The organism is Wolbachia endosymbiont of Phyllotreta cruciferae (assembly GCF_918697765.1).
GTDB classification, from domain to species: Bacteria; Pseudomonadota; Alphaproteobacteria; order Rickettsiales; family Anaplasmataceae; genus Wolbachia; species Wolbachia pipientis.
Map to the genome: position 1 here is coordinate 693,671 of NZ_OU953855.1, position 26,622 is coordinate 720,292.

Genomic DNA, 26,622 nt, shown 5'->3' on the forward strand with positions numbered 1-26,622 from the left:
TTTTATCACCTCTTGTTAATAAAAAATTTAGAAAACTATAATAAAATCATTTACAATGCGCTATGTTGCGCTTTGTTTCAGTTTAGTAAAATAAAGACTGCTACTTAATGACAGCAAGTATATCGGATTCCTTCATCACGATAAGCTTCTCATTATTATGTTCTATTTCTGTACCAGCCCATTGGCGATAGAACACTTTATCACCAGCTTTCACAGTTAAAGTTACGCGTTCGCCACTTGAATTGCGTGAACCTTCACCAATTGCTATAACTTCACCTTTAGTAGGTTTCTTTTCAGCACTTGATGGAAGCACAATTCCACCTTGCTTTTCTTCGCTAATAGGCTTGATCAGCACGCTATCATCTAATACATTTAAACTTATACTTGACATTTGTTTTTCCTCATCAACAAATTAACTTATAAGTTTATATATATATACTCGTAAGTTAGATTTCAAGGGCTGGAGCTTGTAAAATATGCACGCCATTATAAAATATGCACGCCAAAAGCAGTTTCTAAAAGAGCCTAATGTTATATAATAGAATTTAGATTTATTTATAGAGATTTCATGAGTTATATACCATTTTTAAGTCGTGGTGTGATAGTGCTATATGGGCCTGACACTAAAGATTTTCTGCAGGGTATTATAACCAATGATATTAATAAGTTGGATAGCCAAAAAGCCATTTACTCTTTATTGCTTAGCCCTCAGGGAAAATATCTATATGATTTTTTTCTTATTGAATATGGTAAATACACCCTCTTAGAGTGCGAAAACATGCACTTGCAGCAAATAATCGAGAAACTGGATTTGCTTAAAACTTACTTGAGAGTGAAGATTAAAGACGTTAGCGCACTATATAAGGTTGGAGTTTTGTTTAATACTAAGTTGGCGGAGTGTAGTGGTAAGTCACAAGTTATTTTTCAAGATCCAAGGCACAAGCTGCTAGGAATGAGGATCATACATAAAGATGAAATAAAAGAGCCGGTTGGGGATTTTACTCAGTATGAAAAAGTCAGAATTCAAAATCTCGTTCCAGATGGAGCGAAAGATATGGTGCAGAATTCATCGTTTCCGCTGCAATTTTTAATCGATAAGGTAAACGGTATAAGCTTTAATAAGGGGTGTTATATAGGTCAGGAAGTTGTAAATCGAATGAGCAGACAAGAAATATTCAGAAGAAAACTTTACCTTGTTGAGGGGGATAACGCACTTCCAGATATTGGCACTAAAGTGACAAATGAAAACAATGAGGAAATAGGGGAACTGCGCTCTAGTGTAGACAACATTGGATTTGCATTGCTTAATACTGGAAAGAGCCATGCAAATTTATATGCAGATGGAGTTAGGTGCGTTAAGACGTTGAAGTCTTAAGCTTACTATTACCCACAAATATAAATGTTTGTTGCATAGCTCTTAATGGCATAACTTTTGCTTGAAATAACTGTTTATATGGTGCAATTTACAGCTTTTAGTTGCTAAAATTATAACTCTTAGTTTAATAATTTTAATCTAATAAGCTTTCAGGTTAATAAAATTAAATTATTTGAGTAAATACAATACTATGTTTTTATTTGTGGGTAATAGTAAGATTTTAACTTTAGCGCGTATACTTGCTCTATCAAAAAGGGCTTGAAAGTTTTTTGGCGCAATAAGTACCTGATAGAGTTTCTGCCTCATTACACCAAATAAAACTGAAAAATTTAAACGATACTCAGCAATTTGATCTGGATTCCAAGGCCCTTGTGCATCACACATATGAAGCGACAATATATTACACATGACTAAGTTTGCCCAAAATTCTTGTAATACAGCCTCTAAATTTACGCCAGAAAAATTCTCTAACTCTGCACCTATTTTGAGTCGTTTATAGCACTCCTCTATATGCCACCTTAATACATAAGCTTTGCTGATATCTTCCAAAGTAAATTTTTCTCGATCAAAAAGTGAAGTAACCAATACCTCTGTTTCTCCGTTGGCTAATGTCAGCACTATTACTCTTACTTTCTGTCCTTTCATTTTATTTTTTAGCTTTTCATTTTCTAATATAAAATCGAAATCTAATTCTCCAGATGCAATTCGTTCCCATAGCTTGCTATAATTTCTTTTTTGCAAGCGAAAAATAAAATCTACTTCCAAATCATAATGCTGCTGAATGAATTTTACTGAAGACGATCATAGATAAATAATAATTTCTTTTGATTTAATGAACGCATTTGAGTGATAACTTCGGGTAATTGCTCTTCCGCCAACGTTTGTTCACCTATATTCCAAGCCGCAAGACGAGCACTACAAATCAGCGAAGTACACAAATCAACAAACAAATTGCCAATGGTGGCATTGTGCCTGTTGTTCCATTTGGTTTAAAGCGGCCAAACTCGGATACAATTTCCTCAGAGCTGGGTAATCTCATACCAGAACCATCTGCTGCAATAAGCCTATAGCCTCTCCAACTCAGGCTCATCTTGATAGGCTGTTTGGATGCTTAAATTCTTTAAAACCTGTATGACAAATCTTATATCTTGCTTTAGAAAAAGCTTGCTTTGAGGGTACATGTCAATGGCTCCATAAGTTCACATTCTATTCCCAAACTTTTTTTAACTAACTTTAAAATCATAGAAAATACTGCCGAAAAAGGAAGTTTTCTTGTTCGTGTAAAACTCAACACAATGGATTCTCTGAAAAGCTTTCGAGTATATTATATTTTTAATTTGTAGAATAAAATTTTTTCCTTTTTGTTTGGTAGAAGTCATAGTTTTAAATCCTCCTGATTAAGTTTTATCGCTATGACTCCCCCACCAGAACCGTGCTTGCAGCTTTCCCGCACACGGCTCCACAATGTAGTATTCACAGCATTTCCTATTTTGTATATAATGAGTAGCATATTCTTGGTTTTGGTAATGGATTAACTTGTAGATAGTGTATAAATTGCTTTGAATTCATACTCTTCTTCTGACTACGTCGGTTTATCCATTTATACGCTAGCTTGATTACCCGCCAGAAGAATTTATTCAACCACCGGTAATTTCCGCTAACTCCGAAGTAGTTATAGTGTCCTGTTAGTTTTGCTTTAAGTATTGACCACCAATCTTTAAGGTGAACTTTATTTCGGATCTTTTTCACCCATTCTTTGATTTCTTTAAGTTTTCTAGATAGATTTTCTTTCGAGGTTTTATGACCTACCATTACTCTACCTTTACGACTCCTTGTACCATAATGGGTGAATCCTAGAAAGTTGAAACTTTCCGTTTTTCGTTTCTCCCTTATTCCTTGTTGCCACTCCTTTTTGCCAAACTTTACTATTCTTGTTTTGTCTTCAGATATTTCCAGTCCAAATTTTCCTAGCCTTTGTTTCAGTGACTCTAAGAGTTCTCTAGCATCTTTTTCTCTTTCGCAGCAAATCAGGTGATCGTCTGCATACCTAACTAGCTCCATATAACCTTTAGATCTTAGCTTGAATTTCTTTTCAAACCACAAATCCAGCACATAATGCAACTATATATTAGCTAGTATAGGACTTACTATTCCCCCCTGAGGTGTGCCTAGTTCAGTTGCTTCATAATGTCCTGCTTCGACTACTCCTGCCTTAAGAAATCGTTTTACTAACCACAGTATGTTTGGGTCTGTTATCCGTTCTCTCAAGCATCTCATTAGCCATTTGTGCTGGACATTATCAAAGAATTTCTTGATATCAACTTCTACTACATAGTTAGTTGGTCTGTACATAACTGCTTTATTTAGTGCATTTACCGCTTGATGACAGCTTCTACCAGGACGAAAACCATATGAGTTATCCAGAAAGTTAGCTTCATAAATATTTTCTAATATCTTCTTCAGCATTATCTGGACTAACTTATCTTCTGTAGACGGTACTCCAAGCCCGCGTTTCTCTTTGCTTCCAGCTTTTGGTATATATACTCTTTTCACTGGTTGCGGTTGATATCGCTTTCTTTTCATACTATCCACCAGAGTGTTGAGCTTCTCTTCAAGATTTTCTCCATAAGCTTCTACTGTCACCTGGTCTATACCGCATGCTTTGTTATGCTTTAGCTCTTTATAACATTCAGCAAGATTCTCTGCGTTTATCAGATGAATTAACGATTAAATTTCAATCGTTTATCTTGCCTGGCTCTTACTGCTATCTGATTTAGTTTTCTTTGCACGTTATTCCAACCTCCGTTGTATTGGCATAGCAATTCCTAAACCAGTCACTATATTGCTGACCGCTTCCCCTTGTATGTGGCTTTCCCACACTCTGAGTACTATCAATCAGTCCGACTTCCTTTATATCTTCCGTCAGTACTCGCCTTTGTTGACTTGTTCCAACGTACCTTAATAGGAATACAAAGGATCTCCCAAGTTTACGTAAACTCCATCTCAACACGTGATACGGCCTCAGATCCCGATAGAGTGAGTGATAACTTGCCCTATTGTTACCCTTCTTGCTGTCTTCCACTATATGCAACGTGTCGACCTCTATGACATCGAGAATTTCGGGACTCAATACCTTCACTTTCGTTGTACCCTGTGTTGTCCATTCCACTAGCTTTACTACGCTCGTTACCTTACGCAGCATAGTGGTTTGTTCCAGCCTGCTGGCTAGGCTTTGCCTGGGTTGGATTTTCACCAACTGGACTTTACGCACTTTGCTTGGCGCACGCATGTTTCACCTAAAAAGGACACATTTTAAACTTCTTTGTTGAAATAAAATAGAAACAAAAGTGCTGTTTCCTGCGGCTTCTGGATAATTTAATGGTAAAAGTTTTAGAGAGAAATTTTATACACTATCGCTGATATTTTTCCTTAAGTTGACGCCATTGCCTGAACGGGTACCAATGATTACCTATCAATCTCACCAAAAACTATATCGAGTGAGCCAATAATTGCTGCAACGTCAGCAAGCATGTGTCCTTTTGCCATAAAGTCTAAGGCTTGTAAATGCGCAAAGCCAGGTGCTCTTATTCGGCACCTATAAGGTCTATTGGTACCATCTGAAACTATATACACTCCAAACTCACCTTTTGGTGCCTCAACAACTGCGTAAGCCTCACCTTCTGGTACGTGATATCCTTCTGAATAGAGCTTAAAATGGTGAACCAGAGCTTCCATAGATTTTTTCATCTCTGCTCTTGACGGTGGAGAAATTTTTCTATCTTCAGTTTTTATTGGCCCTTCAGGCATTTTCTCTATGCACTGCTTCACCAAACTGATAGATTGCCTAATCTCTGCCATTCTAACTAGATAACGGTCATAACAGTCGCCATTTTGGCCGATCGGTATATCAAAATCTAGTTGATCATATATCTCATATGGCTGGCTTTTTCGCAAATCCCAAGCAAGCCCAGCAGCGCGCAACATTGGGCCACTAAAGCCCCAATCAAGTGCCTGTTTAATTGATATTTCACTAATTCCTACAGTGCGTTGCTTCCATATCCTATTTTCTGTTAAAAGTTCATCAACATCGTCTATATATTTTGGAAATTGCTCTATAAACTTTGCAATATCCTCAATCAAATCTTCTGGAACATCTGCTGCAATTCCACCTGGCCTGATGTAAGCTGCGTGAAACCTTGCACCTGAAGCTCTTTCGTAAAATTCCAGTATTTTTTCTCTTTCTTCAAAGAGCCATAAAAGAGGGGTCATTGCTCCAACATCAAGTGCTTGAGAAGAAACGTTCAGTAAATGATTTAGTATTCTCGTCAGTTCACAAAACAAGACACGTAAATACTTTGCCCTAATTGGCACTTCACATTGCAACAATTTCTCCACACAAAGTGAATATGCATGCTCTTGTGACATTGGTGATACGTAATCAAGGCGATCAAAATAAGGCAAAGCTTGAAGATACGTTTTATGTTCTATTAATTTTTCAGTACCGCGGTGCAAAAGCCCAATATGGGGATCTGCCCTCTCGATCACTTCACCATCCATCTCTAAAACAAGACGCAACACTCCATGTGCAGCTGGGTGCTGAGGTCCAAAATTTAACATCATTGTCTTTAGATCGGGCATGTCCAGTAGTTTAAGATATTAAAATTGTATAGGCTAAAGTGCGCTCAAAGTCAATAAACTTCTTGCATAGGCTACAACTATCATTCAATAGAAACAAAAACTTTTACAATGGCTAATAAGTGTTGGTAAAACCAAGTCACTTTAGCTATAGAATGACAAAAAAGGTTTGCATTAGCCAAATTTTTAGTTGAAGTAGCATAAGAGGTTAAAGGAAAAGCTTTGTGTTAATGGATTCATTTCAGGTATAGTATAGATAATACCACAATACTTATAAAATGGATCATGTTGTTAATGCGTATAATAGACTTGACACTCCTATAGTCAGGGGAGAAGGGGCATATCTTTTTGATAAAGATGGTAAAAAATATTTAGATTTTGCTGCAGGTATTTCTACAACTTCTTTAGGGCATTGTCATCCATACATTACAGATAAGCTGAAAGAGCAATCGAGCTCATTATGGCACTGCTCTAACATTTTCACTATTCCCGAGCAAGAAAGGCTTGCCGAGCGTTTAACAACCCTTACTTTTGCAGATAAAGTTTTTTTCTGCTCAAGTGGGCTTGAAGCAACAGAAGCTGCAATTAAGTTTATTCGTCGTTACTTTTATTCAAAAGGGCAAGCAAAACGTAATCGTATTATTACAATTGAAGGAGGCTTTCATGGCCGCAGTATTGCTGCAATTTCTGCTGGAGGCAATGAAAAATCACGCGAAGGTTTTGCTCCGCTCCTTTCTGGTTTTGATAAAGTGCCAAGAAATGACATTAAAGCATTAGAAGAAAAAATCAACAATGAAATAGCTGCTGTATTTTTAGAGCCCATACAAAGCGAAGGTGGAGTATATCCACTAGACGTAGAATATCTTCAAAAAGTAAGGGAAATAACAAAAGCTCAAGGAATAATTTTGTGCTTTGATGAAGTGCAGTGCGGATATGGACGCATCGGTTCTTTATTTCATTATCAAAATGTCGGCATTGAACCTGATATGCTAACCTGTGCAAAAGCTATGGGTAACGGTTTTCCTTTAGCTGCATGTTTAGTGAAAGATTATATAGCAGAAGCAATCACTCCAGGAACTCATGGATCAACCTATGGTGGCAATCCACTTGCCATGACTGTTGGTAATGCAGTGCTCGATATAATGCTAAAAGAAGGCTTTTTTGATCATGTTAAAAAAATTAGTAAAGATTTAAAAGAAAAGCTGTTGCTTTTAGCTAAAGAATTTCCTGAGATGATTTTAGAAGTTCGTGGAGAAGGGTTACTAATGGGAATAGAACTAGCAACTCCTGTAACTGATAAAATTATTAGTCGATCTCTTGATAAAGGTTTAATAATAACTAGGGTTTTAAACAACAAAGTAGTAAGGGTAACCCCACCACTTATCATTGAGGATGAGCATGTGAACGCAGCGTGTAATATGCTTTATGATTTGTTTTTTAAGATTAAAGGTATATAAAATTCGGCAATATAAATTCAGGCTTGCAAATGCCTCTCATAACATGTAAAATTAATTTTATTTTTTATCACAATAACATCGTACTTTAATGGATTGGTTATTGGTCTTAGTATCATCAGCAATTTTTGTTTTGTTAGTTTTATCGTTTTTGTTCTCAGGAGCAGAAATAGGCTTAACCTCAATTAGCCGTTCTCGAGTTAATAAGCTAAAGCTAGACGGTAACAAAAAAGCCAGGGTAATAGATCGCTTATTAAATAGGAAAGAATTGACAATAGGAACGGTATTGCTCGGCAATACAATTATTAATATTACTTGCTCTGCTTTATTTACAGCAATATTTATCAATCTTTTTGGAAATGAGGGCATTCTCCTATCAACAATTATAATGACATTTTGTATTTTATTGTTCTGCGAAGTTCTACCAAAAACTTATGCTATTCAAAATCCTGAAAAATTTGCATCATTTTCTGCTTATTTTGTATTGTTTTTTGTAAAGATTTTTTCTCCATTGACACTAGGTATTCAATTTATTGTTAACCTCATCCTAAAATTATGTGGGCTGCATAAAGATAAGGAAGTGATATCTGCAGCGGATGCAATGCGTAATATGATTACTCTTCACCGCAGTGAAGGAACTATGTTGCAACAGGATTTAGATATGCTAAGCAGCATACTTGATTTGGCTGAGACAGAGATATCACAAATTATGACCCATAGAAGAAACCTATTTTCTCTTGATATAGATCGGAATAAAGAAGAGTTAATAAGAGAGATTTTAACCAGCAGTCACAGTAGAGTACCTTTATGGCAGAAGGAACCAGATAACATTGTAGGTGTAATTCACGTGAAAGCTCTAATAAATGCTTTGCGTGAAAAGAATAATAAAGCGGAAGAAGTTGACATTACCCAAGTTATGTCAAGGCCTTGGTTCATACCAGAAAGTACACCGCTCAGCGTGCAACTTCACAACTTCCGTAAGAACAGGAAACACCTTGCATTTGTTATTGATGAGTATGGAGCACTGCAGGGAATTGTAACTCTTGAGGATATACTGGAAGAAATAGTTGGAGAAATTTCGGATGAACATGATTTGATTACGGAGAATTTTATAAAGAAAATATCTGATAATATGTATCACATAGAAGGAAAATCTACTATTAGGGACATTAACAGGCAGTTATACTGGAATCTCCCTGATGAAGAAGCTACAACTCTAGCAGGTATGATTGTAAATGAAATAGAGCGCATTCCTGACGAAGGCGAGGAGTTTTCCATGTATGGTTTTCGCTTTAAGATTTTAAAAAAAGATGAAAATATTATTACTGTTGTTGAAGTGCAAGTAAAAACTGGTAATATTAGTGGCAGCAATTAATTAGTGGAGTTTCATGGAAGATACAGTAAAAATAACGGCTGAAGAGTTGAAGGGTTACATAGAGAGAATCGAAAAACTTGAACAAGAAAAGAGGGATGTGCAAGATCACATTCGTGATGTATATGCAAAAGCCGCAGATGAAGGTTGGGATATAAAAGTGATGAAACAAATTATTAGGCTGAGGAAGATGGATGATGATGACAGAGAGGAACAAGAAATATTGCTTGATACCTATAAACGTGCATTGGGAATGAGCTACGAAGAAGAGTTAAGTGAATAGCAGAATTGTAATTGGAATAAGTGGAGCATCTGGTTCTATTTACGGTGTGCGTATTTTAGAAGCGTTGAAAGACGTCGATTATGAAACTCATTTAGTGATAAGTCGTGCTGGGAAAATAACTTTAGCTCACGAGATTAAAGAAAAACTTGAAGATATTACATCGCTTGCAGATTTTTACTATTCTGAAGAAAAGATAGGAGAAAAAATAGCAAGCGGCTCATTTAAAACCTCAGGGATGATTGTAGCACCATGCTCTATGAAGACAATGTCTGAAATCGCATCAGGTGTTACTTCCAATCTATTGACAAGGACTGCAGATGTAACGCTAAAAGAAAGAAGAAAGTTAGTTCTTATGGTGCGAGAGTCACCACTGCATCTTGGGCATTTACAAAATATGTTAAAATTAACGGAGATGGGAGCAATTATTGCTCCACCAGTGCCTGCTTTTTATATTAAACCGAAATCGTTGGATGATATTATTAATCATTCTGTTGGCAAAGTATTGGATTTATTTGATATCAAATTACCCGACTTTAAGGAGTGGCAAGGAAGTGACAATTATTATTGATGGTAAAAAAATAGCAAATGATCTATGTGAGAGGCTATCACAAAAAATTGATATTTTAAAGAGAGAGTATAACATTTTTCCTTGCCTGAAAGTAATTCTCGTGGGCAGCAATCCAGCAAGTCAGGTTTATGTTCGCAACAAACAGAAAAAAGCAGAATCAATAGGCATAAGTTCTGAGACCATTGTTTTGCCTGATAATATTTCAGAAGATGAATTAATTGAAAAAATCAATGAATTAAATGAAGATCCATCTGTGCATGGCATTTTAGTGCAATTGCCTTTACCAAATCATATTAGTGCAAGCAGAGTAATTAACACAGTAAGTGTTGAAAAAGATGTAGATGGCTTTCATGATGAAAACGTTGGCAAATTAGTTAAAGGTGAAAAAAACTGCCTTATACCTTGCACTCCTAAAGGTTCTTTGCATTTAATTAAGTCAATTGAAGAGAACCTTTCCGGTAAAAACGCAGTGGTAATTGGTAGGTCAAATATCGTGGGCAAGCCAATGTTTTACCTGCTATTGCAAGAAAACTGCACTGTCACCATCTTGCATTCACAAAGCAAGGATTTAGCTGAATATTGCTCTAAAGCGGATATAGTAGTTGCAGCAGTCGGAAAGCCAAATTTTGTTCAAGCAGACTGGATAAAGAAAGGTGCAATAGTGATCGATGTTGGCATAAATAGCGTTAACGTAGGAAAGCTTGTAGGTGATGTTGACTTTGAGGGAATAAAAGGGAAAGCCAAAGCTATGACCCCAGTACCCGGGGGCGTTGGCCCAATGACCATTGCATTTCTAATGATGAACACTGTTATTGCTGCTTGCTTGCAAAAGGGAGTTGATGCTTCTGATTTCATTAGTTGAGGTATGAAGAGGAAAGCTATATGAAGATAGAATGTACCATATCACAATTAATAAAAAATTGAGATTTTTGAAATTCCTCAGTAGTCAAATTTATTAAATATTTAGGATCATCATCTATTCTTTTTTCTCTACAAGTATAGCTAAAGTGGCTTAGGTTTACCTACAATTTGAAAAACAACAAATTCGTCATTCCGCTACTCGTTAGCGGAATCTATGCTGAGATACCGCGGCGGTATGACGTAGGGAAACCTTTCTTGGGTTAGCTATAGTTAGTGGAATTGCAAAGTTTCTAGGCATAAAAAGCTTTGAACCTAATATATGAGCCAAACTTGATTTTCCAACCGTAGATACACCTGTAATAAAAATAATAGTCTTCATTTTGTGAATTTACTTGCTATATGAACTATCGGAGAAATTTTTTTATAGTTTATAGTATCTGACCTTACCCAGAAAAAGTGGAGAGAAAGTTTGGAATGTTTTTCACAAAGAGAGTGATGAATCAAAATGCTCAGGAATGCAATAGTTAATAGTGGAGTGTCTACGTTGTTTGTTATAAAAAATTTCTATATATTCAAATATAGCAGTTTTGATATGCTGTTTAGAGTGCCGAGAGGTGTCTATTGGTAACTCCCTTTTTAGAGAACTGAAGAAGCTTTCTGCAACAGAATTGTCGTAACAACAGCCTTTATTACTCATCTATATTCTTTACAGCTAAGAGATATTGATACCCTTGCGCAGTATATTGTGAACCTTGGTCACTGTGCAGCAGTAGATTTTTAACAGGTTTACGCCTATTAATGGCCATTAATAAAGAGTTCATAACCAATTGTTTATTTATTGCACTACTCATTAACTACCATACGTGAGAATTATTGCTGCCAAATATAGCCATCCCTCCTTGGTTTTGATGTAAGTAATCCCATACTTTATTTGGTTGATCAACAATAAAGTTTTGATCTAGTATATTGGGAGCTACAGCTCTATTATCTGTTTGTTGTTTTTTAATTTTAAACTTTCTTCTCAGTATAGCCCTGATGTCATTTTTCTGCATAATACTTTGCACCGTTTTCAAATTGCAACTTTTACCCAAAGCCTTTAATTCAGCATGAATTTTAGGAGCTCCATATCTACATTTAGAAGCTTGATATATTTTTTGAATATCTGCTAATAACTCTTTATTTGCTGATTCTCTACTGCTTATTTTCCTTGTGGTCCACTTATAGTAGCCACTAGCAGAAAATCCTACATAATTCCTGTACTTTATAGCAGTTACTATGCTCTTTTATAAAAAAATATTTTACTCTTTTTGACTGGCCAGGGCTTTTTTTTAAATGTCTCTTTCCCTTGTTACTCTTGCTTTGTAAATCAAACCTCTCTTTGTCGTAAGGAGCCATGTTACCTCTACCTGGAAATGCATTTGCCGCTGACTTTTTTTCGTTATATTTCTTCATCCATTTTCCTAATACACTATCCCTTATTCCTAGATCTCTTGCTACTTTTGCAACTGGTTGACCTACCTTTCTTTGTTCATTTGCCAGCTTAACAGCTTCCAATTTGAATTCTGCCGTATATTCTCTTGCCATTTCTAATCCTCCAAAATTTTATTTTACCCGAAAAAACTCCTTTCTTTCTCTCCACTTTTTCTGGGTAAGGTCACTCTATTTATAGTACAGATGAAGAGAATTGGATTTATATACCAGTGCCGAAAATAGTTGACAAAGATTGTGTATACTTATTACAATTGTTTGGGTACCAGAAGTTTTTACGGCAACAAAGTATGCACTAACTATAAGTAAGGAAGACTTTAAGCAGGCAATAAAAAAAATGAAGGAACGTTTAAAAGAGATTAAAGGAGAGAAGAAAAAGGTAAAAGGGAATACGGCAGAAAATGAATCTTATTATAAATAGCATAAAGGGCTTTTATTCTAGTGTTAAATCGGACCTAGATTGGCAAGCCAAACGTAGTCTTATTAGGACATTAGTAAAAGAAGTCAACATTGATCTTGATAAAGTAGATGTAGTATTTAAGATCAAAGAACTTGAAAACCCCGCCCAGAATGGACAAAATCAAAAGATGGTACATTGTCTAAGGGGTCTGGGCACTGGGATGACATCTTTTTTCTTGGTACAAATTACTCTTATGTCTCAATATTTGTACAGTTGTGTTATCGGCCGTTTGATGTTTACAACGCAGGAAGTTCATACGGTTGTAAGTCAAGCGGTAGGATGACAAGATTTTGCAAGGGTATTTTTTTTATAGGAGATTAATATGGAAATTTTTCTTGATAGCGTTGATTTAAATGAAATTAAAGAACTAAAGGAGTTCATTGACGGCATAACAACTAATCCTTCTTTAATAGCAAAGTCCGGGCGTAAAGATAAATACGAGGATTTAGTGCGTGAAATATGCTCTATTATAAAAGGGCCTGTTAGTGTTGAAGTTGTTGCAGATAGCCATGAAGAGATGATCACAGAAGGTCTGAATTTAGCAAAAATTGCTGATAATGTTGTGATCAAATTACCTCTTATACATGAAGGATTAATTTCTTGTAAAAAGTTATGGACAGAGCATAAAATACCTGTTAACATCACATTATGTTTTTCTCCTGGACAAGCACTGCTTGCCGCTAAGGTCGGTGCTTGTTTTATTTCCCCCTTTGTTGGTCGCCTTGATGATATAAGCTATGATGGCTTATCGCTAATAGAAGATATATGTACTATATATTCTAATTACGGTTTTGATACTAAAGTTCTTGTTGCATCAGTGAGAAGCCCAGCGCATGTAATAGAAGCTGCAAGGCTTGGTGCTGATTCAATTACTGTGCCAGCAAAAGTACTTAGACAATTAATTAATCACCCACTTACTGACCAAGGGCTAGCAATATTTGAAAAAGACTGGGGTGTAAAATAATAAACGGTTACAAATGAACATAAAAATTGGCGTATCCGTTCAGGCAATGGCGTCAACTTAAGGAAAAATATCAGCGATAGTGTATAAAATTTCTCTCTAAATTTTTTATCATTAAATTATCCAAAGAGTGCAATAAACAGCACTTTTGTTTCTGTTTTATTTCAACAAAGAAGTCTAAAATGTGTCCTTTTTAGGTGAAACATGCGTGCGCCAAGCAAAGTGCGTAAAGTCCAGTTGGTGAAAATCCAACCCAGGCAAAGCCTAGCCAGCAGGCTGGAACAAACCACTATGCTGCGTAAGGTAACGAGCGTAGTAAAGCTAGTGGAATGGACAACACAGGGTACAACGAAAGTGAAGGTATTGAGTCCCGAAATTCTCGATGTCATAGAGGTCGACACGTTGCATATAGTGGAAGACAGCAAGAAGGGTAACAATAGGGCAAGTTATCACTCACTCTATCGGGATCTGAGGCCGTATCACGTGTTGAGATGGAGTTTACGTAAACTTGGGAGATCCTTTGTATTCCTATTAAGGTACGTTGGAACAAGTCAACAAAGGCGAGTACTGACGGAAGATATAAAGGAAGTCGGACTGATTGATAGTACTCAGAGTGTGGGAAAGCCACATACAAGGGGAAGCGGTCAGCAATATAGTGACTGGTTTAGGAATTGCTATGCCAATACAACGGAGGTTGGAATAACGTGCAAAGAAAACTAAATCAGATAGCAGTAAGAGCCAGGCAAGATAAACGATTGAAATTTAATCGTTAATTCATCTGATAAACGCAGAGAATCTTGCTGAATGTTATAAAGAGCTAAAGCATAACAAAGCATGCGGTATAGACCAGGTGACAGTAGAAGCTTATGGAGAAAATCTTGAAGAGAAGCTCAACACTCTGGTGGATAGTATGAAAAGAAAGCGATATCAACCGCAACCAGTGAAAAGAGTATATATACCAAAAGCTGGAAGCAAAGAGAAACGCGGGCTTGGAGTACCGTCTACAGAAGATAAGTTAGTCCAGATAATGCTGAAGAAGATATTAGAAAATATTTATGAAGCTAACTTTCTGGATAACTCATATGGTTTTCGTCCTGGTAGAAGCTGTCATCAAGCGGTAAATGCACTAAATAAAGCAGTTATGTACAGACCAACTAACTATGTAGTAGAAGTTGATATCAAGAAATTCTTTGATAATGTCCAGCACAAATGGCTAATGAGATGCTTGAGAGAACGGATAACAGACCCAAACATACTGTGGTTAGTAAAACGATTTCTTAAGGCAGGAGTAGTCGAAGCAGGACATTATGAAGCAACTGAACTAGGCACACCTCAGGGGGGAATAGTAAGTCCTATACTAGCTAATATATAGTTGCATTATGTGCTGGATTTGTGGTTTGAAAAGAAATTCAAGCTAAGATCTAAAGGTTATATGGAGCTAGTTAGGTATGCAGACGATCACCTGATTTGCTGCGAAAGAGAAAAAGATGCTAGAGAACTCTTAGAGTCACTGAAACAAAGGCTAGGAAAATTTGGACTGGAAATATCTGAAGACAAAACAAGAATAGTAAAGTTTGGCAAAAAGGAGTGGCAACAAGGAATAAGGGAGAAACGAAAAACGGAAAGTTTCAACTTTCTAGGATTCACCCATTATGGTACAAGGAGTCGTAAAGGTAGAGTAATGGTAGGTCATAAAACCTCGAAAGAAAATCTATCTAGAAAACTTAAAGAAATCAAAGAATGGGTGAAAAAGATCCGAAATAAAGTTCACCTTAAAGATTGGTGGTCAATACTTAAAGCAAAACTAACAGGACACTATAACTACTTCGGAGTTAGCGGAAATTACCGGTGGTTGAATAAATTCTTCTGGCGGGTAATCAAGCTAGCGTATAAATGGATAAACCGACGTAGTCAGAAGAAGAGTATGAATTCAAAGCAATTTATACACTATCTACAAGTTAATCCATTACCAAAACCAAGAATATGCTACTCATTATATACAAAATAGGAAATGCTGTGAATACTACATTGTGGAGCCGTGTGCGGGAAAGCTGCAAGCACGGTTCTGGTGGGGGAGTCATAGCGATAAAACTTAATCAGGAGGATTTAAAACTATGACTTCTACCAAACAAAAAGGAAAAAATTTTATTCTACAAATTAAAAATATAATATACTCGAAAGCTTTTCAGAGAATCCATTGTGTTGAGTTTTACACGAACAAGAAAACTTCCTTTTTCGACAGTATTTTCTATGATTTTAAAGTTAGTTAAAAAAAGTTTGGGAATAGAATGTGAACTTATGTGTAAAAGACAAGACTTAATCTGACAGACAAGAATTAACTGACAGAAGAATTGAGGTAGTCAAAACTAATATCAGTCTCTTGTGTAATGCTACTAATATTTTTCTGAAAAGCAACATGTTTGCTATCAAGAAAAGTCTGCATAGGCGTCTTACCATAGCAATATTTACCTGAATGCGGTCTTGTTTCATTGTAAGAACGCAACCAATAATCAACATCAATCTGTAGACCTTCCAAAGAATTGTAGATTTTCTTTCTGAAGATAATATTGTAACACTCATCTTGCATAGTTCTATGAAACCTTTCACATATGCCATTAGTCTGTGGAGAATTGGCTTTGGTCCTAGAATGATCGATATTTTCGATTCCCAAATAAAGCTGATAAGCGTGATTTTCAGGCTTACCACAATACTCTGTTCCTCGGTCTGTAAGGATACGCAATAATGGCACATTTTGCTCATCAAAAAATGGTATCACTCTATCATTCAGCAAGTCAGCAGCAGTAATAGCCGTTTTGTCTGTATAAAGCTTGGCAAATGCTACTCGAGAATAAGTATCAATGAAGGTCTGCTGGTAGATTCTTCCTATACCTTTTATATTACCTACATAATAGGTATCTTGAGAACCCAAATAACCTGAATGTTCGGTGTCAATTTCACCATGTGCTTCTCTTTGTTCTTTAACTTTTTCTAAAGCTGCAAGTTGCTCTTCGGTTAATATAATTCCATCTTGAGCTACTTTTGCTTCCAGTGCTTTAAGTCTTTTCTTGAAAGTTTCAAGATCATTTCTCAGCCATATAGATCTCACTCCTCCCTGAGAAATTATTATACCTCTTTTTCTCAGTTCATTTGCAGCTCTTTCTTGCCCATATGCTGGAAATTCTGTTGCTATACCAATCGCTGCTCTTTCTATATCGTCGGAAACTCTATTCGCTAATAGAGGTTTTTTCTTACTTATCTCATGTAATGCTTCTTCTCCTCCATTTTCGTACAACTCTTTGAATCGATAAAATGTATCTCTTGAGTATCCCATCACTTTGCATGCTTGAGATACATTTCCTAGTTGTTTTGCTAGTTCTAATAACCCTAGCTTTGGTTTTAGTATTTTTGTTTGTATTGTACTCATTTCTAACACTCCTTTCTTTTATTATTTTATAACTTACTTTTTTAAAGTGTCAGATCAAGTCTTGTTTAATACACTTTAAGTATTGACCACCAATCTTTAAGGTGAACTTTATTTCGGATCTTTTTCACCCATTCTTTGATTTCTTTAAGTTTTCTAGATAGATTTTCTTTCGAGGTTTTATGACCTACCATTACTCTACCTTTACGACTCCTTGTACCATAATGGGTGAATCCTAGAAAGTTGAAACTTTCCGTTTTTCGTTTCTCCCTTATTCCTTGTTGCCACTCCTTTTTGCCAAACTTTACTATTCTTGTTTTGTCTTCAGATATTTCCAGTCCAAATTTTCCTAGCCTTTGTTTCAGTGACTCTAAGAGTTCTCTAGCATCTTTTTCTCTTTCGCAGCAAATCAGGTGATCGTCTGCATACCTAACTAGCTCCATATAACCTTTAGATCTTAGCTTGAATTTCTTTTCAAACCACAAATCCAGCACATAATGCAACTATATATTAGCTAGTATAGGACTTACTATTCCCCCCTGAGGTGTGCCTAGTTCAGTTGCTTCATAATGTCCTGCTTCGACTACTCCTGCCTTAAGAAATCGTTTTACTAACCACAGTATGTTTGGGTCTGTTATCCGTTCTCTCAAGCATCTCATTAGCCATTTGTGCTGGACATTATCAAAGAATTTCTTGATATCAACTTCTACTACATAGTTAGTTGGTCTGTACATAACTGCTTTATTTAGTGCATTTACCGCTTGATGACAGCTTCTACCAGGACGAAAACCATATGAGTTATCCAGAAAGTTAGCTTCATAAATATTTTCTAATATCTTCTTCAGCATTATCTGGACTAACTTATCTTCTGTAGACGGTACTCCAAGCCCGCGTTTCTCTTTGCTTCCAGCTTTTGGTATATATACTCTTTTCACTGGTTGCGGTTGATATCGCTTTCTTTTCATACTATCCACCAGAGTGTTGAGCTTCTCTTCAAGATTTTCTCCATAAGCTTCTACTGTCACCTGGTCTATACCGCATGCTTTGTTATGCTTTAGCTCTTTATAACATTCAGCAAGATTCTCTGCGTTTATCAGATGAATTAACGATTAAATTTCAATCGTTTATCTTGCCTGGCTCTTACTGCTATCTGATTTAGTTTTCTTTGCACGTTATTCCAACCTCCGTTGTATTGGCATAGCAATTCCTAAACCAGTCACTATATTGCTGACCGCTTCCCCTTGTATGTGGCTTTCCCACACTCTGAGTACTATCAATCAGTCCGACTTCCTTTATATCTTCCGTCAGTACTCGCCTTTGTTGACTTGTTCCAACGTACCTTAATAGGAATACAAAGGATCTCCCAAGTTTACGTAAACTCCATCTCAACACGTGATACGGCCTCAGATCCCGATAGAGTGAGTGATAACTTGCCCTATTGTTACCCTTCTTGCTGTCTTCCACTATATGCAACGTGTCGACCTCTATGACATCGAGAATTTCGGGACTCAATACCTTCACTTTCGTTGTACCCTGTGTTGTCCATTCCACTAGCTTTACTACGCTCGTTACCTTACGCAGCATAGTGGTTTGTTCCAGCCTGCTGGCTAGGCTTTGCCTGGGTTGGATTTTCACCAACTGGACTTTACGCACTTTGCTTGGCGCACGCACACTGCTCCTTATATCATTTAGTATGTGCTTAGCTTTGCGCCTGAAGCGCCAATCCATAAGTTCTAGTTGTATTCTGGCGATAACGTTGTCTGAAAATGCTCCTGATCTAGCATAAGAAACATGAATTTCTTTTTCAATGCTCAAAATGCGTTCTTCCACTTCTTTGAGTATCAGATCTCGTTCTTTGGCTGCTAAGCTTTCTTTTGCTTTAACACTGATTAAAATATTATCTGAATCCACTTTCGGAAAAAACTTTACTCCAGGAGCAAAAGTAAAGTACAGCATACTAAATGAAAACAAAACGAATACAGTAGCACATACGAATTTTTTAGGATGATCCAAAACCTTCTCTAGCATGCGTACGTAAGCTCTTATTATAGGCCCAGCATTTTTTATTTCACCACTTTCTATAGCACTCATTTTTTTTATTTCTTTTTTTGAAGTTATCGAAGGCTTACCAAATATTGCACCAAGTGTTGGTATAAAAACCAAAGCCATAATGAGCGATCCAGTCAAAGTTAGAATTATTGTAATTGGTATGTACTGCATGAATTTACCAACAGTATCAGGCCAGAATAATAGAGGAAAAAACACTGCTAATTTAGTTAACGTTGATGATAGAACCGGATAAAACATATCACGAACTGAAGTGTAAAAAGCTTCTACTTTATCCATTCCGCAGATCATCTTTCTATCGGCATATTCGCTGATCACAATTGCATCATCAACCAGCATGCCAACAGCCATAATTAAACTGAAGAGCACAACGATATTTAAGGTTATACCCATAAAGTAAAGAGCTATTATCCCAATGAGAAAGGAACCGGGTATCGAGAGTGCCACAAGAATAGCAATCCTTGTTCCCATAGAAAGCATCATTATGATCAATATTAACAACACAGCAAATATTATGCCGTTTTCCAAGTCATCAAGCACATCGCGGACGTTTTTTGACTGGTCGTTTAAGTACACCACTTTTAAATTTTCAGGTAATTGATCTTTTGCCTTATCCATTAAGTATTTTACTTGATTTACTGTGTCTATTATGTTTTTTCCGTTACGTTTTGAAATTTCTAGCATGACACTAGGTAATCCATTAATGCGAGCAAATCCTTGGTGATCCTCAAACCTAGGGTATACTTTTGCTATATCTTTGATTCTCAAAACTGCATCGCCTTGAGATCTAATAGGAATATTCATAATATCTTCTATATCTTTTAATAACCCTGATATTTTAATCGAATATTTACCGGCCAGTGACCCAGCTCCCACTAGTCTATTATTGCTTGATATAGCTTGGAATATTTCGTTTGATTGAATGTTATATTTTGTTAGAACTGTGGGCTCAATTATAACTTCTACTGTTTCTTTACGAATACCTGCCACTTCAACTTTGAGAACATTTGGCAGAGATTCTATTTCTTTCTTTAACTTGCGTGCTATTTCAGTTAAGGCTCTTTCTGGCAGATTACCAATTAAGCCAACATTTAATATGGGAAATAGACTCAAGTTTATTTCATTTATTATTGGAGATTCCGCTTCAACAGGTAACTTCGATTTTATGTTTGAAAGCTTTGAACGGACATTATCGAGCACTTCTTTGTTATCATACTCTGTTCCAAATTCGAGTATCATGTGAGCACCATCATTAGTTGCAAAAGCTCTCAATTCTCTTACACCTTCGATGGATCTTAGTTCATTTTCTATAGGAAGCACTAATAGCTTTTCACTATCTTGAGCAGAAATCCCAGGAAGTCCAACAAACACGCTGATTATAGGAATCTGTATATCAGGATTGCTTTCCCTTGGCATTTTTACATAAACGTATGAACCGAAGATAAAAATTACTATAAGTAATAATACCACCGCCCTGTTTCGCTCTATGAGTAAGCTCTGCATGTTGAATGTTAGCTGAATATGTGTGTTTGTACAATATTATAGTCGAGATACATTGCATATTAATTAATCCTTGTGTAGCTTTAAAACTTTATGCAAATAATTAAAATTTTCGCAAAATTGCAAGTATAAGAAAATTCCTGTATAATAATTCTAGAACAGTATTTGAGAGGTTATTATGATGGTGGCAATTCTAAATATAACAAAAGGCAAAAATAAAGTTATTGTGTCTGGATTAGCTGGAGCTTTATCCTTACTATTACCCACAAATATAAATGTTTGTTGCATAGCTCTTAATGGCATAACTTTTGCTTGAAATAACTGTTTATATGGTGCAATTTACAGCTTTTAGTTGCTAAAATTATAACTCTTAGTTTAATAATTTTAATCTAATAAGCTTTCAGGTTAATAAAATTAAATTATTTGAGTAAATACAATACTATGTTTTTATTTGTGGGTAATAGTAAGAGCTTTATCAGCTTTAATATTTTTAACAGCAATCCACATTGCCGCAAAGATAGCCATTATCGTTTCTGCTGCTGCAGTTACTTACTTATTACTTTCGCTGATTCATAAAATAAGAACTAAAGCTGAAATTACTCGTGTTTCAGAAGATGAAGGTGAAGAAAAAGATACCGTAAAAGAACCAAAAAGAACTGAAACTGAGCTAGAAGAAGAATTAAAAAATAAAAGAGCAGAAGAAGAAATGAAAAATGGACTACCTAAACATATGGATTTCAAAGGTAATTCACTTTCTAAAAGCGCTGATACTAAAGATAGTCATTCCGTTTCTAGTGCTACAAATATTGTTATGGAACCTTTACCTAAACACATGGATGCGCTTGGTAATCCACTTCCTGAAAGACCAAGTGCAAATATTAGTATAGAATCTAAACCTGAGAGAAAACTATCTCCTGCAGAGTGGCTATTACAGTGCGGGAATGTAAATAATGATGTGAGGGAAGTGCTAAAACAGCCAATTATCCAACAGCCATTTAACGGGTTAGGGTTTTAGATGTAGTTGCTATATCAAACTCTCCATCTTATATTGAGGATCAGATGCAATGCCATACACTCTATTTGGCGGAGCAATTTTGTTCTCTATACCAAAAACTATACCTTCAATTATTGCTGTGAGTACTTTTTCAAGGTTGCAATCTGCTCCAGGAACACGGTGCTCTAGGCGGCATCTTTTGGAATCGTTGCCAAAATAGGGAATTCTTATTGCAGCAGTTCTGTTATTTATTCCCCAACTAATCGTAGTTGGAGTGTGAATATCCGGGTACTGAAATCTTAAATATGAATCATCATTTGGAGCAAAAAACAACATATGTTTTTTCATCATTGCACATAATCCACCAATACTATGAATCAGATAGTCACTGTACTTTTGCTCATTGATATAAAATAAGTTATCGTTATTTGAATTCACGAGATTAACATGCACATTTAATGCACTGCCTGCTCTATCCAAATAGGGCTTTGCTTTAAAAGAAATATTCCCACCTAGTTTTTGTGCTGTTTCAGTAAGTGATTGTTTTGCTAACTCAAAATGCTTAATTAAATTGTCGGAGTTCGTATAACAACCACTTTTTATCTCATACTGATGTGTAGAATTCTCCTTCTCGCAAGAAAATTCAAGAGATGCTATTTTATTTTTGATGCTATTCAGAAATAAGTATTCTTTTTCTATTCCTTCAATGTAAAACTCTAGTTCAATACCGAATACAGCATAACAACTCAAATTACTTAATATAATCATAAATTTGCTTCAGTAAATCTATATTAGGTTAGCTATATTTATATGAATACTTTACTTATTTGCCAGTAAATTTAACATCTTATTTATACATAATGTATTACTGTTTTTAATAGCATGCTTCTAATCCTCGATACAAGCGACATTTACAAATTTTTCATTTTTTTGAAATAAAAATGATCAATTTTAATGTTTTTATACCCTTTACAACCCATCAAAAAATCACCATAATTTTTAGTATGTATTAAGTAGTATTAGCTTTTCATTTTGCAGTAAGCTATTGATTATCTTGTATTTTTCTAATTATTGCTTTTTTCTTGGTGTGGTATATGAACTTAACTAGCCCTAAGGTTTCTACTATGTTTTTTGATCAGATTATTACAGTAACGGATCACAATGTTACTTGGGAAAAAATCCAAAATTGTCTTTATAATCTTTATGGAGAAGCAACATATAATAGCTGGCTGAGTTCACTAAAATTTGTCAGTAGCAGAAATGGGGAAGTTCTTTTATCCGTGTCAACAAGGTTTATAAAAGAGTGGATTACAGTTCATTACATGAAAAAAATATTATCATTATGGCAAAGCGAAGATAAAAGTATACGTTCTATTGATATTCAAGTAATTGAGGAGAGGAATTCAAATTTTAATGTTATACTAAAAAACAGAGAGGAAAGTAATCATAATCTTGGTTCGCCGCTGGATCCAAGGTTCACCTTTGATAATTTTGTAGTGGGAAAGCCAAATGAATTAGCATTTACGGCGGCAAAGCGTGTGGCAGAATCTATAGATCCAATATTAGGCAGCAATCCTTTGTTTCTATATGGTGGAGTGGGACTTGGTAAAACACATCTAATGCATGCTATAGCTTGGCACATAGTCAATTCCCCATCAGCAAAAAGAAAAGTGGTGTATTTATCAGCAGAGAAATTCATGTACCAATATATTACAGCGCTGCGAAGCAAAGATATTATGTTATTTAAAGAGCAATTTAGATCAGTAGATGTATTGATGGTAGATGATGTGCAATTTATCAGTGGTAAAGATAGTACACAAGAAGAATTTTTTCACACTTTCAATGCATTGATAGACCAAAATAAACAATTGGTTATATCAGCTGATAGGTCTCCTAGTGATCTTGATGGAGTGGAAGAAAGAATAAAATCACGACTCGGTTGGGGGTTGGTGGCAGATATTAATGAAACAACTTTTGAATTGAGGCTTGGTATATTGCAGGCAAAAGTGGAGCAGATGAATATGTATGTTCCGAAAGATGTCCTAGAGTTTTTAGCAAGGAACATAAAATCTAATATAAGAGAATTAGAAGGAGCATTAAATAAGGTTACCCATACCTCATTAATTGGAAGAAGTATGACGGTAGAATCAGCTAGTGAAACCCTAATCGATCTTCTTAGGTCAAATCATAGGTCAGTCACAATAGAAGAAATACAAAAGAAAGTAGCTGAATTTTTCAATATAAAGGTTGCAGATATGCAATCCAATAGAAGGCTTCGCAGTCTTGCAAGGCCAAGACAAATAGCTATGTATTTTGCCAAAAAATTTACGCAAAAAAGCCTACCAGATATTGGGAGAAACTTTGGTGGCAGAGACCATGCTACTGTTATACATGCAGTAAAACAAGTAGAAAATTTTATAAAGACCGACTCAAAATTTGCTGATGAAATCAATCGATTAAAAAAAATGTTTAAGTAGCGTTTTTAAAATAGCTAATAACAAATCCTAAAATGAATCGACTATAGTTTTAATCCGTTTAAGTTTAAAATCTTCTGTTAGCTTCGCAGAATACATTTCCTTATTATCTTGGTTATAGAAGGTAAATTTGTGATCATCTAAGTTTAGTATTGCAAAGCCAAAGCCGAAAAAGTTTCTAACTTCGTGTGCTAAGTAGTTTCTACCATTTGAATAGTCAAATTCTACATTTTGATAAACAGGTTCTTGATCTTGAGCGTGTAGTAATGAACCGCCATTTCCAACTATAATCTGGTCTGGAACATTATCCATTAATAAAATCTGGGCTATATGAATATGGCCGGAAACTATGGTAGTAACATTGCTTGGAAATCTATCCCCAAAAGCTTCAATTTGTGTAAGATTGCCATGGCTTTTTAATGTCAAAAATTCTTTTTTTGGAGATCTCCAAAGTGGTTTATGAGTTAAAAACCACGTGGGCTTATCTTGTATCAATTTATCAAATTGCCTTTCAAAAGCATCAATTGTGCTTTGGGTTGTAAAAATATCCTCACCGGATGAAGAGTCGAAGATAAAAAATTTCATCGGTCCAGCATCTAAGGACCAACTAGAAACGAAGTTTCCACATTTTTCAGACGAAAAGGGGTATGAATCTAAATACCTGAACCATCCTTCATAAGCTCTATCACAACTCTCATGGTTTCCACGAACAAAAAGGAAAGGGGATTGTGATAAAATATCCTTTGCAGGCTCAAACCAATCAGCGTACCAAGCTTCTTTATTATATCCATAAATATCGCCACACTTTTTTGTATTTCTACATCTTGTTTGCCTATAATGATAATCACCAACATGGATAATTAAATCTGGTTTATGAAGGGCAATTGAGTCTAAATTTTTTTTTAAAGGCCAGCTATCTACCGAATTACATTCCTGCTGAAATAACATATTTATTCTACAGCCCGTGTCACCAATGAAAGCAATTTTATTAACCTTTTTTGGTAATATAGGAACCCGTAGATCCTCAATACTAACGTCTTTGGCACTTGTTTGTACTGTCAGTTCACAAACTGTTTCGTTATGATCACCATTGTTAATTGAGCTGCGATTCAGCATTTCTGTTTCCTTGCCATCAACATAAACAATGGGACACATGTCATTGTCCGTAATTGCGCGTATGCTTAGTTTATTTTCTGGGATAACTTGAGACCATGTGTATAATATTTGTGCATGGACGAAATGAAAGCTAGTTATAAGAGAGAGAGCTAAAAAAATAAAGATATTAGCTATATTCATTTGTATAAAAACCTAAGTTAAAAATTAGTAGTAAGGTTATCTTAAATGATTAAAATTTATAATCACAAAATTCATAATCAAATTATACAAACAATTTCTAAATTATTCTAGTATCAGATTGACACTCTAGATGAAAAATTCTAAAATGATTAAGTAATTTAAAATAATTATATAAAAACTAGAATATAGTGCGGCCGTGGTGGAATTGGTAGACACGCAGCGTTGAGGTCGCTGTGGCTCATAAGGCCTTGGAAGTTCAAGTCTTCTCGGCCGCACCAGTTTTTATCGCTGTTTAATATGGGTAAAAATGTTTATAGGAAATCAGAGTAGCAATAAGGTAGAAAGAGCTATCAGCGAAATCAGGCGCGGTCGGCCAATTGTAATATATGATGAAAGTAATTACCTATTGTTTGCTGCTGCTGAGGCTTTAGAAAGAGATTTATTTAATCAATACAAGCTTATATCAAGCAATGTATATGTTACTTTAACTTCAAGTAAGGTAAAATACATATCTCAGAATAAAGAACATAACAGCAAACGTCTGTTGGTGAATAATTTTGATGAACTGCTCCATTTAATAAACTGTTCAAAGGAAGATTGCATAAAAGAGTTGCAATGCTCAAAGACAATAGATGAATGTGCTATTGCCTTGCTTAAGTTCTCAGAATTATTGCCATACGCGTTAGTGGCTGATATGACTTTTGAGAATAATCATGAAATGCGAAATTGGTGCGAGAAAAATGACGTTATTGCACTGGACACGTCATTCATAAATAATTTTCAAGAAAATCAGGATGTATATGAAGTGTGCAAAACATCATTATTTTTAAAACAGACTCAAGAAGTAAATATCATATCTTATAGAACCGAAAGTGGTGGAAGAGAACATCATGCAATTATCATTGGCAATCCAGATAAAGATGGCGAACCATTAGTAAGAATTCATTCTTCGTGTTATACGGGTGACTTGTTAGATAGCTTGTCATGCGATTGCAGAAGTCAGTTACATCAAGCAATTCAAATGATAGCTGACTCTGGAAGTGGTATTATATTGTATTTGATGCAAGATGGAAGGGGCATTGGTTTAACTAATAAGTTAAGAGCGTACAGTATGCAAAGAGGACATAATCTTGATACTGTTGATGCAAATAGAACATTGGGTTTTGAAGATGATGAAAGGAGTTTTGCTGTTGCAGCTAAAATGCTTAAGAAATTGAACATTAACAAAATCCAATTACTTACAAACAATGATAGGAAATTGTCAGAATTGGAAAGTAGTGGTATAGGAGTTACAAAGTGTCTACCACTTATTGTGGAACGTAATAAATATAACGATTCATATATGGAGACAAAGTTTGGTAAATTAGGCCATAGATTAAGAGTTTTTTAGCTTTTTTGCTGTAACTACTTTGT

18 protein-coding genes, 1 tRNA gene and 6 pseudogenes are annotated in these 26,622 nt (G+C 35.6%); 15 read left to right on the forward strand and 10 right to left on the reverse strand.

What is annotated here, in order from left to right:
* Positions 1-100: 100 nt before the first annotated feature.
* Positions 101-382 carry a co-chaperone GroES gene (locus NL281_RS03260; RefSeq protein ID WP_173862895.1) on the reverse strand — a complete coding sequence of 94 codons (282 nt, stop codon included), beginning with the start codon at positions 380-382 and terminating at the stop codon, positions 101-103.
* Positions 383-568: 186 nt separating this feature from the next.
* On the opposite strand from NL281_RS03260, the gene ygfZ reads away from it, so the two are divergent.
* Positions 569-1,375, forward strand: a complete 807-nt coding sequence (ygfZ, locus tag NL281_RS03265; protein WP_253303617.1) for a CAF17-like 4Fe-4S cluster assembly/insertion protein YgfZ — start codon at positions 569-571, stop codon at positions 1,373-1,375.
* 216 nt (positions 1,376-1,591) lie between these two features.
* On the opposite strand, the pseudogene NL281_RS03270 reads toward ygfZ, so the two are convergent.
* The 3 genes and pseudogenes from NL281_RS03270 to NL281_RS03285 all read right to left on the reverse strand — a co-directional run.
* Positions 1,592-2,754: pseudogene (locus NL281_RS03270) on the reverse strand (IS4 family transposase); the annotation flags it as partial.
* Between the two features lie 106 nt (positions 2,755-2,860).
* Positions 2,861-3,958, reverse strand: a pseudogene (gene ltrA / locus NL281_RS09165) (group II intron reverse transcriptase/maturase).
* Positions 3,959-4,840: 882 nt separating this feature from the next.
* On the reverse strand, positions 4,841-6,013 hold the full coding sequence (locus NL281_RS03285; RefSeq protein ID WP_253303618.1) for an NADH-quinone oxidoreductase subunit D: 1,173 nt from the start codon (positions 6,011-6,013) through the stop codon (positions 4,841-4,843).
* A gap of 275 nt (positions 6,014-6,288) precedes the next feature.
* On the opposite strand from NL281_RS03285, the gene NL281_RS03290 reads away from it, so the two are divergent.
* The 5 genes from NL281_RS03290 (at position 6,289) to folD (ending at position 10,549) form a co-directional block, all read left to right on the forward strand.
* Positions 6,289-7,467 carry an aspartate aminotransferase family protein gene (locus tag NL281_RS03290; RefSeq protein WP_253303619.1) on the forward strand — a complete coding sequence of 393 codons (1,179 nt, stop codon included), beginning with the start codon at positions 6,289-6,291 and terminating at the stop codon, positions 7,465-7,467.
* 88 nt (positions 7,468-7,555) lie between these two features.
* Complete coding sequence (locus tag NL281_RS03295) at positions 7,556-8,839, forward strand: HlyC/CorC family transporter (RefSeq protein WP_253303620.1); 1,284 nt, start codon at positions 7,556-7,558, stop codon at positions 8,837-8,839.
* A 13-nt stretch (positions 8,840-8,852) separates the two neighbouring features.
* Positions 8,853-9,119, forward strand: coding sequence for a DUF2312 domain-containing protein (locus NL281_RS03300; RefSeq protein ID WP_010082293.1), 267 nt, complete (start codon positions 8,853-8,855; stop codon positions 9,117-9,119).
* Positions 9,112-9,687: a UbiX family flavin prenyltransferase gene (locus NL281_RS03305; protein WP_038249916.1), complete on the forward strand. Its 576-nt coding sequence runs from the start codon at positions 9,112-9,114 to the stop codon at positions 9,685-9,687. Before NL281_RS03300 ends, NL281_RS03305 begins: the two co-directional genes overlap by 8 nt.
* Positions 9,671-10,549, forward strand: coding sequence for a bifunctional methylenetetrahydrofolate dehydrogenase/methenyltetrahydrofolate cyclohydrolase FolD (folD, locus tag NL281_RS03310; RefSeq protein ID WP_155968464.1), 879 nt, complete (start codon positions 9,671-9,673; stop codon positions 10,547-10,549). Before NL281_RS03305 ends, folD begins: the two co-directional genes overlap by 17 nt.
* 480 nt (positions 10,550-11,029) lie before the next feature.
* On the opposite strand, the pseudogene NL281_RS09170 reads toward folD, so the two are convergent.
* A pseudogene (locus tag NL281_RS09170) lies at positions 11,030-12,132 on the reverse strand (IS3 family transposase).
* A gap of 139 nt (positions 12,133-12,271) precedes the next feature.
* Here NL281_RS09170 and NL281_RS03325 point away from each other — a divergent pair.
* The 4 genes and pseudogenes from NL281_RS03325 to NL281_RS03340 all read left to right on the forward strand — a co-directional run.
* Positions 12,272-12,457 carry a hypothetical protein gene (locus NL281_RS03325; protein WP_006280029.1) on the forward strand — a complete coding sequence of 62 codons (186 nt, stop codon included), beginning with the start codon at positions 12,272-12,274 and terminating at the stop codon, positions 12,455-12,457.
* 361 nt (positions 12,458-12,818) lie between these two features.
* Positions 12,819-13,460 (forward strand): fructose-6-phosphate aldolase, encoded by a 642-nt coding sequence (gene fsa, locus NL281_RS03330; RefSeq protein ID WP_155968460.1) that lies wholly within the window; start codon positions 12,819-12,821, stop codon positions 13,458-13,460.
* Between the two features lie 907 nt (positions 13,461-14,367).
* A pseudogene (gene ltrA / locus NL281_RS09175) lies at positions 14,368-15,465 on the forward strand (group II intron reverse transcriptase/maturase).
* Between the two features lie 106 nt (positions 15,466-15,571).
* Positions 15,572-15,758 (forward strand): annotated as a pseudogene (locus NL281_RS03340) (IS4-like element ISWosp8 family transposase); the annotation flags it as partial.
* A gap of 34 nt (positions 15,759-15,792) precedes the next feature.
* On the opposite strand, the gene NL281_RS03345 reads toward NL281_RS03340, so the two are convergent.
* From NL281_RS03345 to NL281_RS03355, 3 genes and pseudogenes are all read right to left on the reverse strand, one after another.
* Positions 15,793-16,881, reverse strand: coding sequence for an IS481 family transposase (locus NL281_RS03345; protein WP_253303703.1), 1,089 nt, complete (start codon positions 16,879-16,881; stop codon positions 15,793-15,795).
* Positions 16,882-16,946: 65 nt separating this feature from the next.
* Positions 16,947-17,843, reverse strand: a pseudogene (ltrA, locus tag NL281_RS03350) (group II intron reverse transcriptase/maturase).
* 190 nt (positions 17,844-18,033) lie between these two features.
* The gene (locus tag NL281_RS03355) at positions 18,034-20,448 is read right to left on the reverse strand and encodes an efflux RND transporter permease subunit (protein ID WP_253303622.1); all 2,415 of its coding nucleotides are present in this window, start codon (positions 20,446-20,448) and stop codon (positions 18,034-18,036) included.
* 178 nt (positions 20,449-20,626) lie between these two features.
* On the opposite strand from NL281_RS03355, the gene NL281_RS08450 reads away from it, so the two are divergent.
* Together NL281_RS08450 and NL281_RS03360 are read left to right on the forward strand one after the other, a co-directional pair.
* On the forward strand, positions 20,627-20,761 hold the full coding sequence (locus NL281_RS08450) for a hypothetical protein (RefSeq protein WP_256469397.1): 135 nt from the start codon (positions 20,627-20,629) through the stop codon (positions 20,759-20,761).
* 135 nt (positions 20,762-20,896) lie between these two features.
* Positions 20,897-21,460, forward strand: a complete 564-nt coding sequence (locus NL281_RS03360) for a hypothetical protein (protein WP_253303623.1) — start codon at positions 20,897-20,899, stop codon at positions 21,458-21,460.
* A gap of 9 nt (positions 21,461-21,469) precedes the next feature.
* Here the strand turns inward: NL281_RS03360 and NL281_RS03365 are convergent, their stop codons facing one another.
* Positions 21,470-22,207, reverse strand: coding sequence for a type I glutamate--ammonia ligase (locus tag NL281_RS03365; protein WP_006279775.1), 738 nt, complete (start codon positions 22,205-22,207; stop codon positions 21,470-21,472).
* A gap of 326 nt (positions 22,208-22,533) precedes the next feature.
* Here NL281_RS03365 and dnaA point away from each other — a divergent pair, with 326 nt between their 5' ends.
* Complete coding sequence (gene dnaA / locus NL281_RS03370) at positions 22,534-23,916, forward strand: chromosomal replication initiator protein DnaA (RefSeq protein ID WP_010962298.1); 1,383 nt, start codon at positions 22,534-22,536, stop codon at positions 23,914-23,916.
* 27 nt (positions 23,917-23,943) lie between these two features.
* Here dnaA and NL281_RS03375 read toward each other — a convergent pair whose 3' ends face one another.
* Complete coding sequence (locus tag NL281_RS03375) at positions 23,944-25,209, reverse strand: metallophosphoesterase family protein (RefSeq protein ID WP_253303624.1); 1,266 nt, start codon at positions 25,207-25,209, stop codon at positions 23,944-23,946.
* 190 nt (positions 25,210-25,399) lie between these two features.
* Between NL281_RS03375 and NL281_RS03380 the strand changes: the two genes are divergently transcribed.
* Both NL281_RS03380 and NL281_RS03385 read left to right on the forward strand, forming a co-directional pair.
* A tRNA-Leu gene (locus NL281_RS03380) sits at positions 25,400-25,487 on the forward strand.
* A gap of 29 nt (positions 25,488-25,516) precedes the next feature.
* Positions 25,517-26,599 (forward strand): GTP cyclohydrolase II, encoded by a 1,083-nt coding sequence (locus NL281_RS03385; RefSeq protein ID WP_065094641.1) that lies wholly within the window; start codon positions 25,517-25,519, stop codon positions 26,597-26,599.
* Positions 26,600-26,622 lie beyond the last annotated feature (23 nt).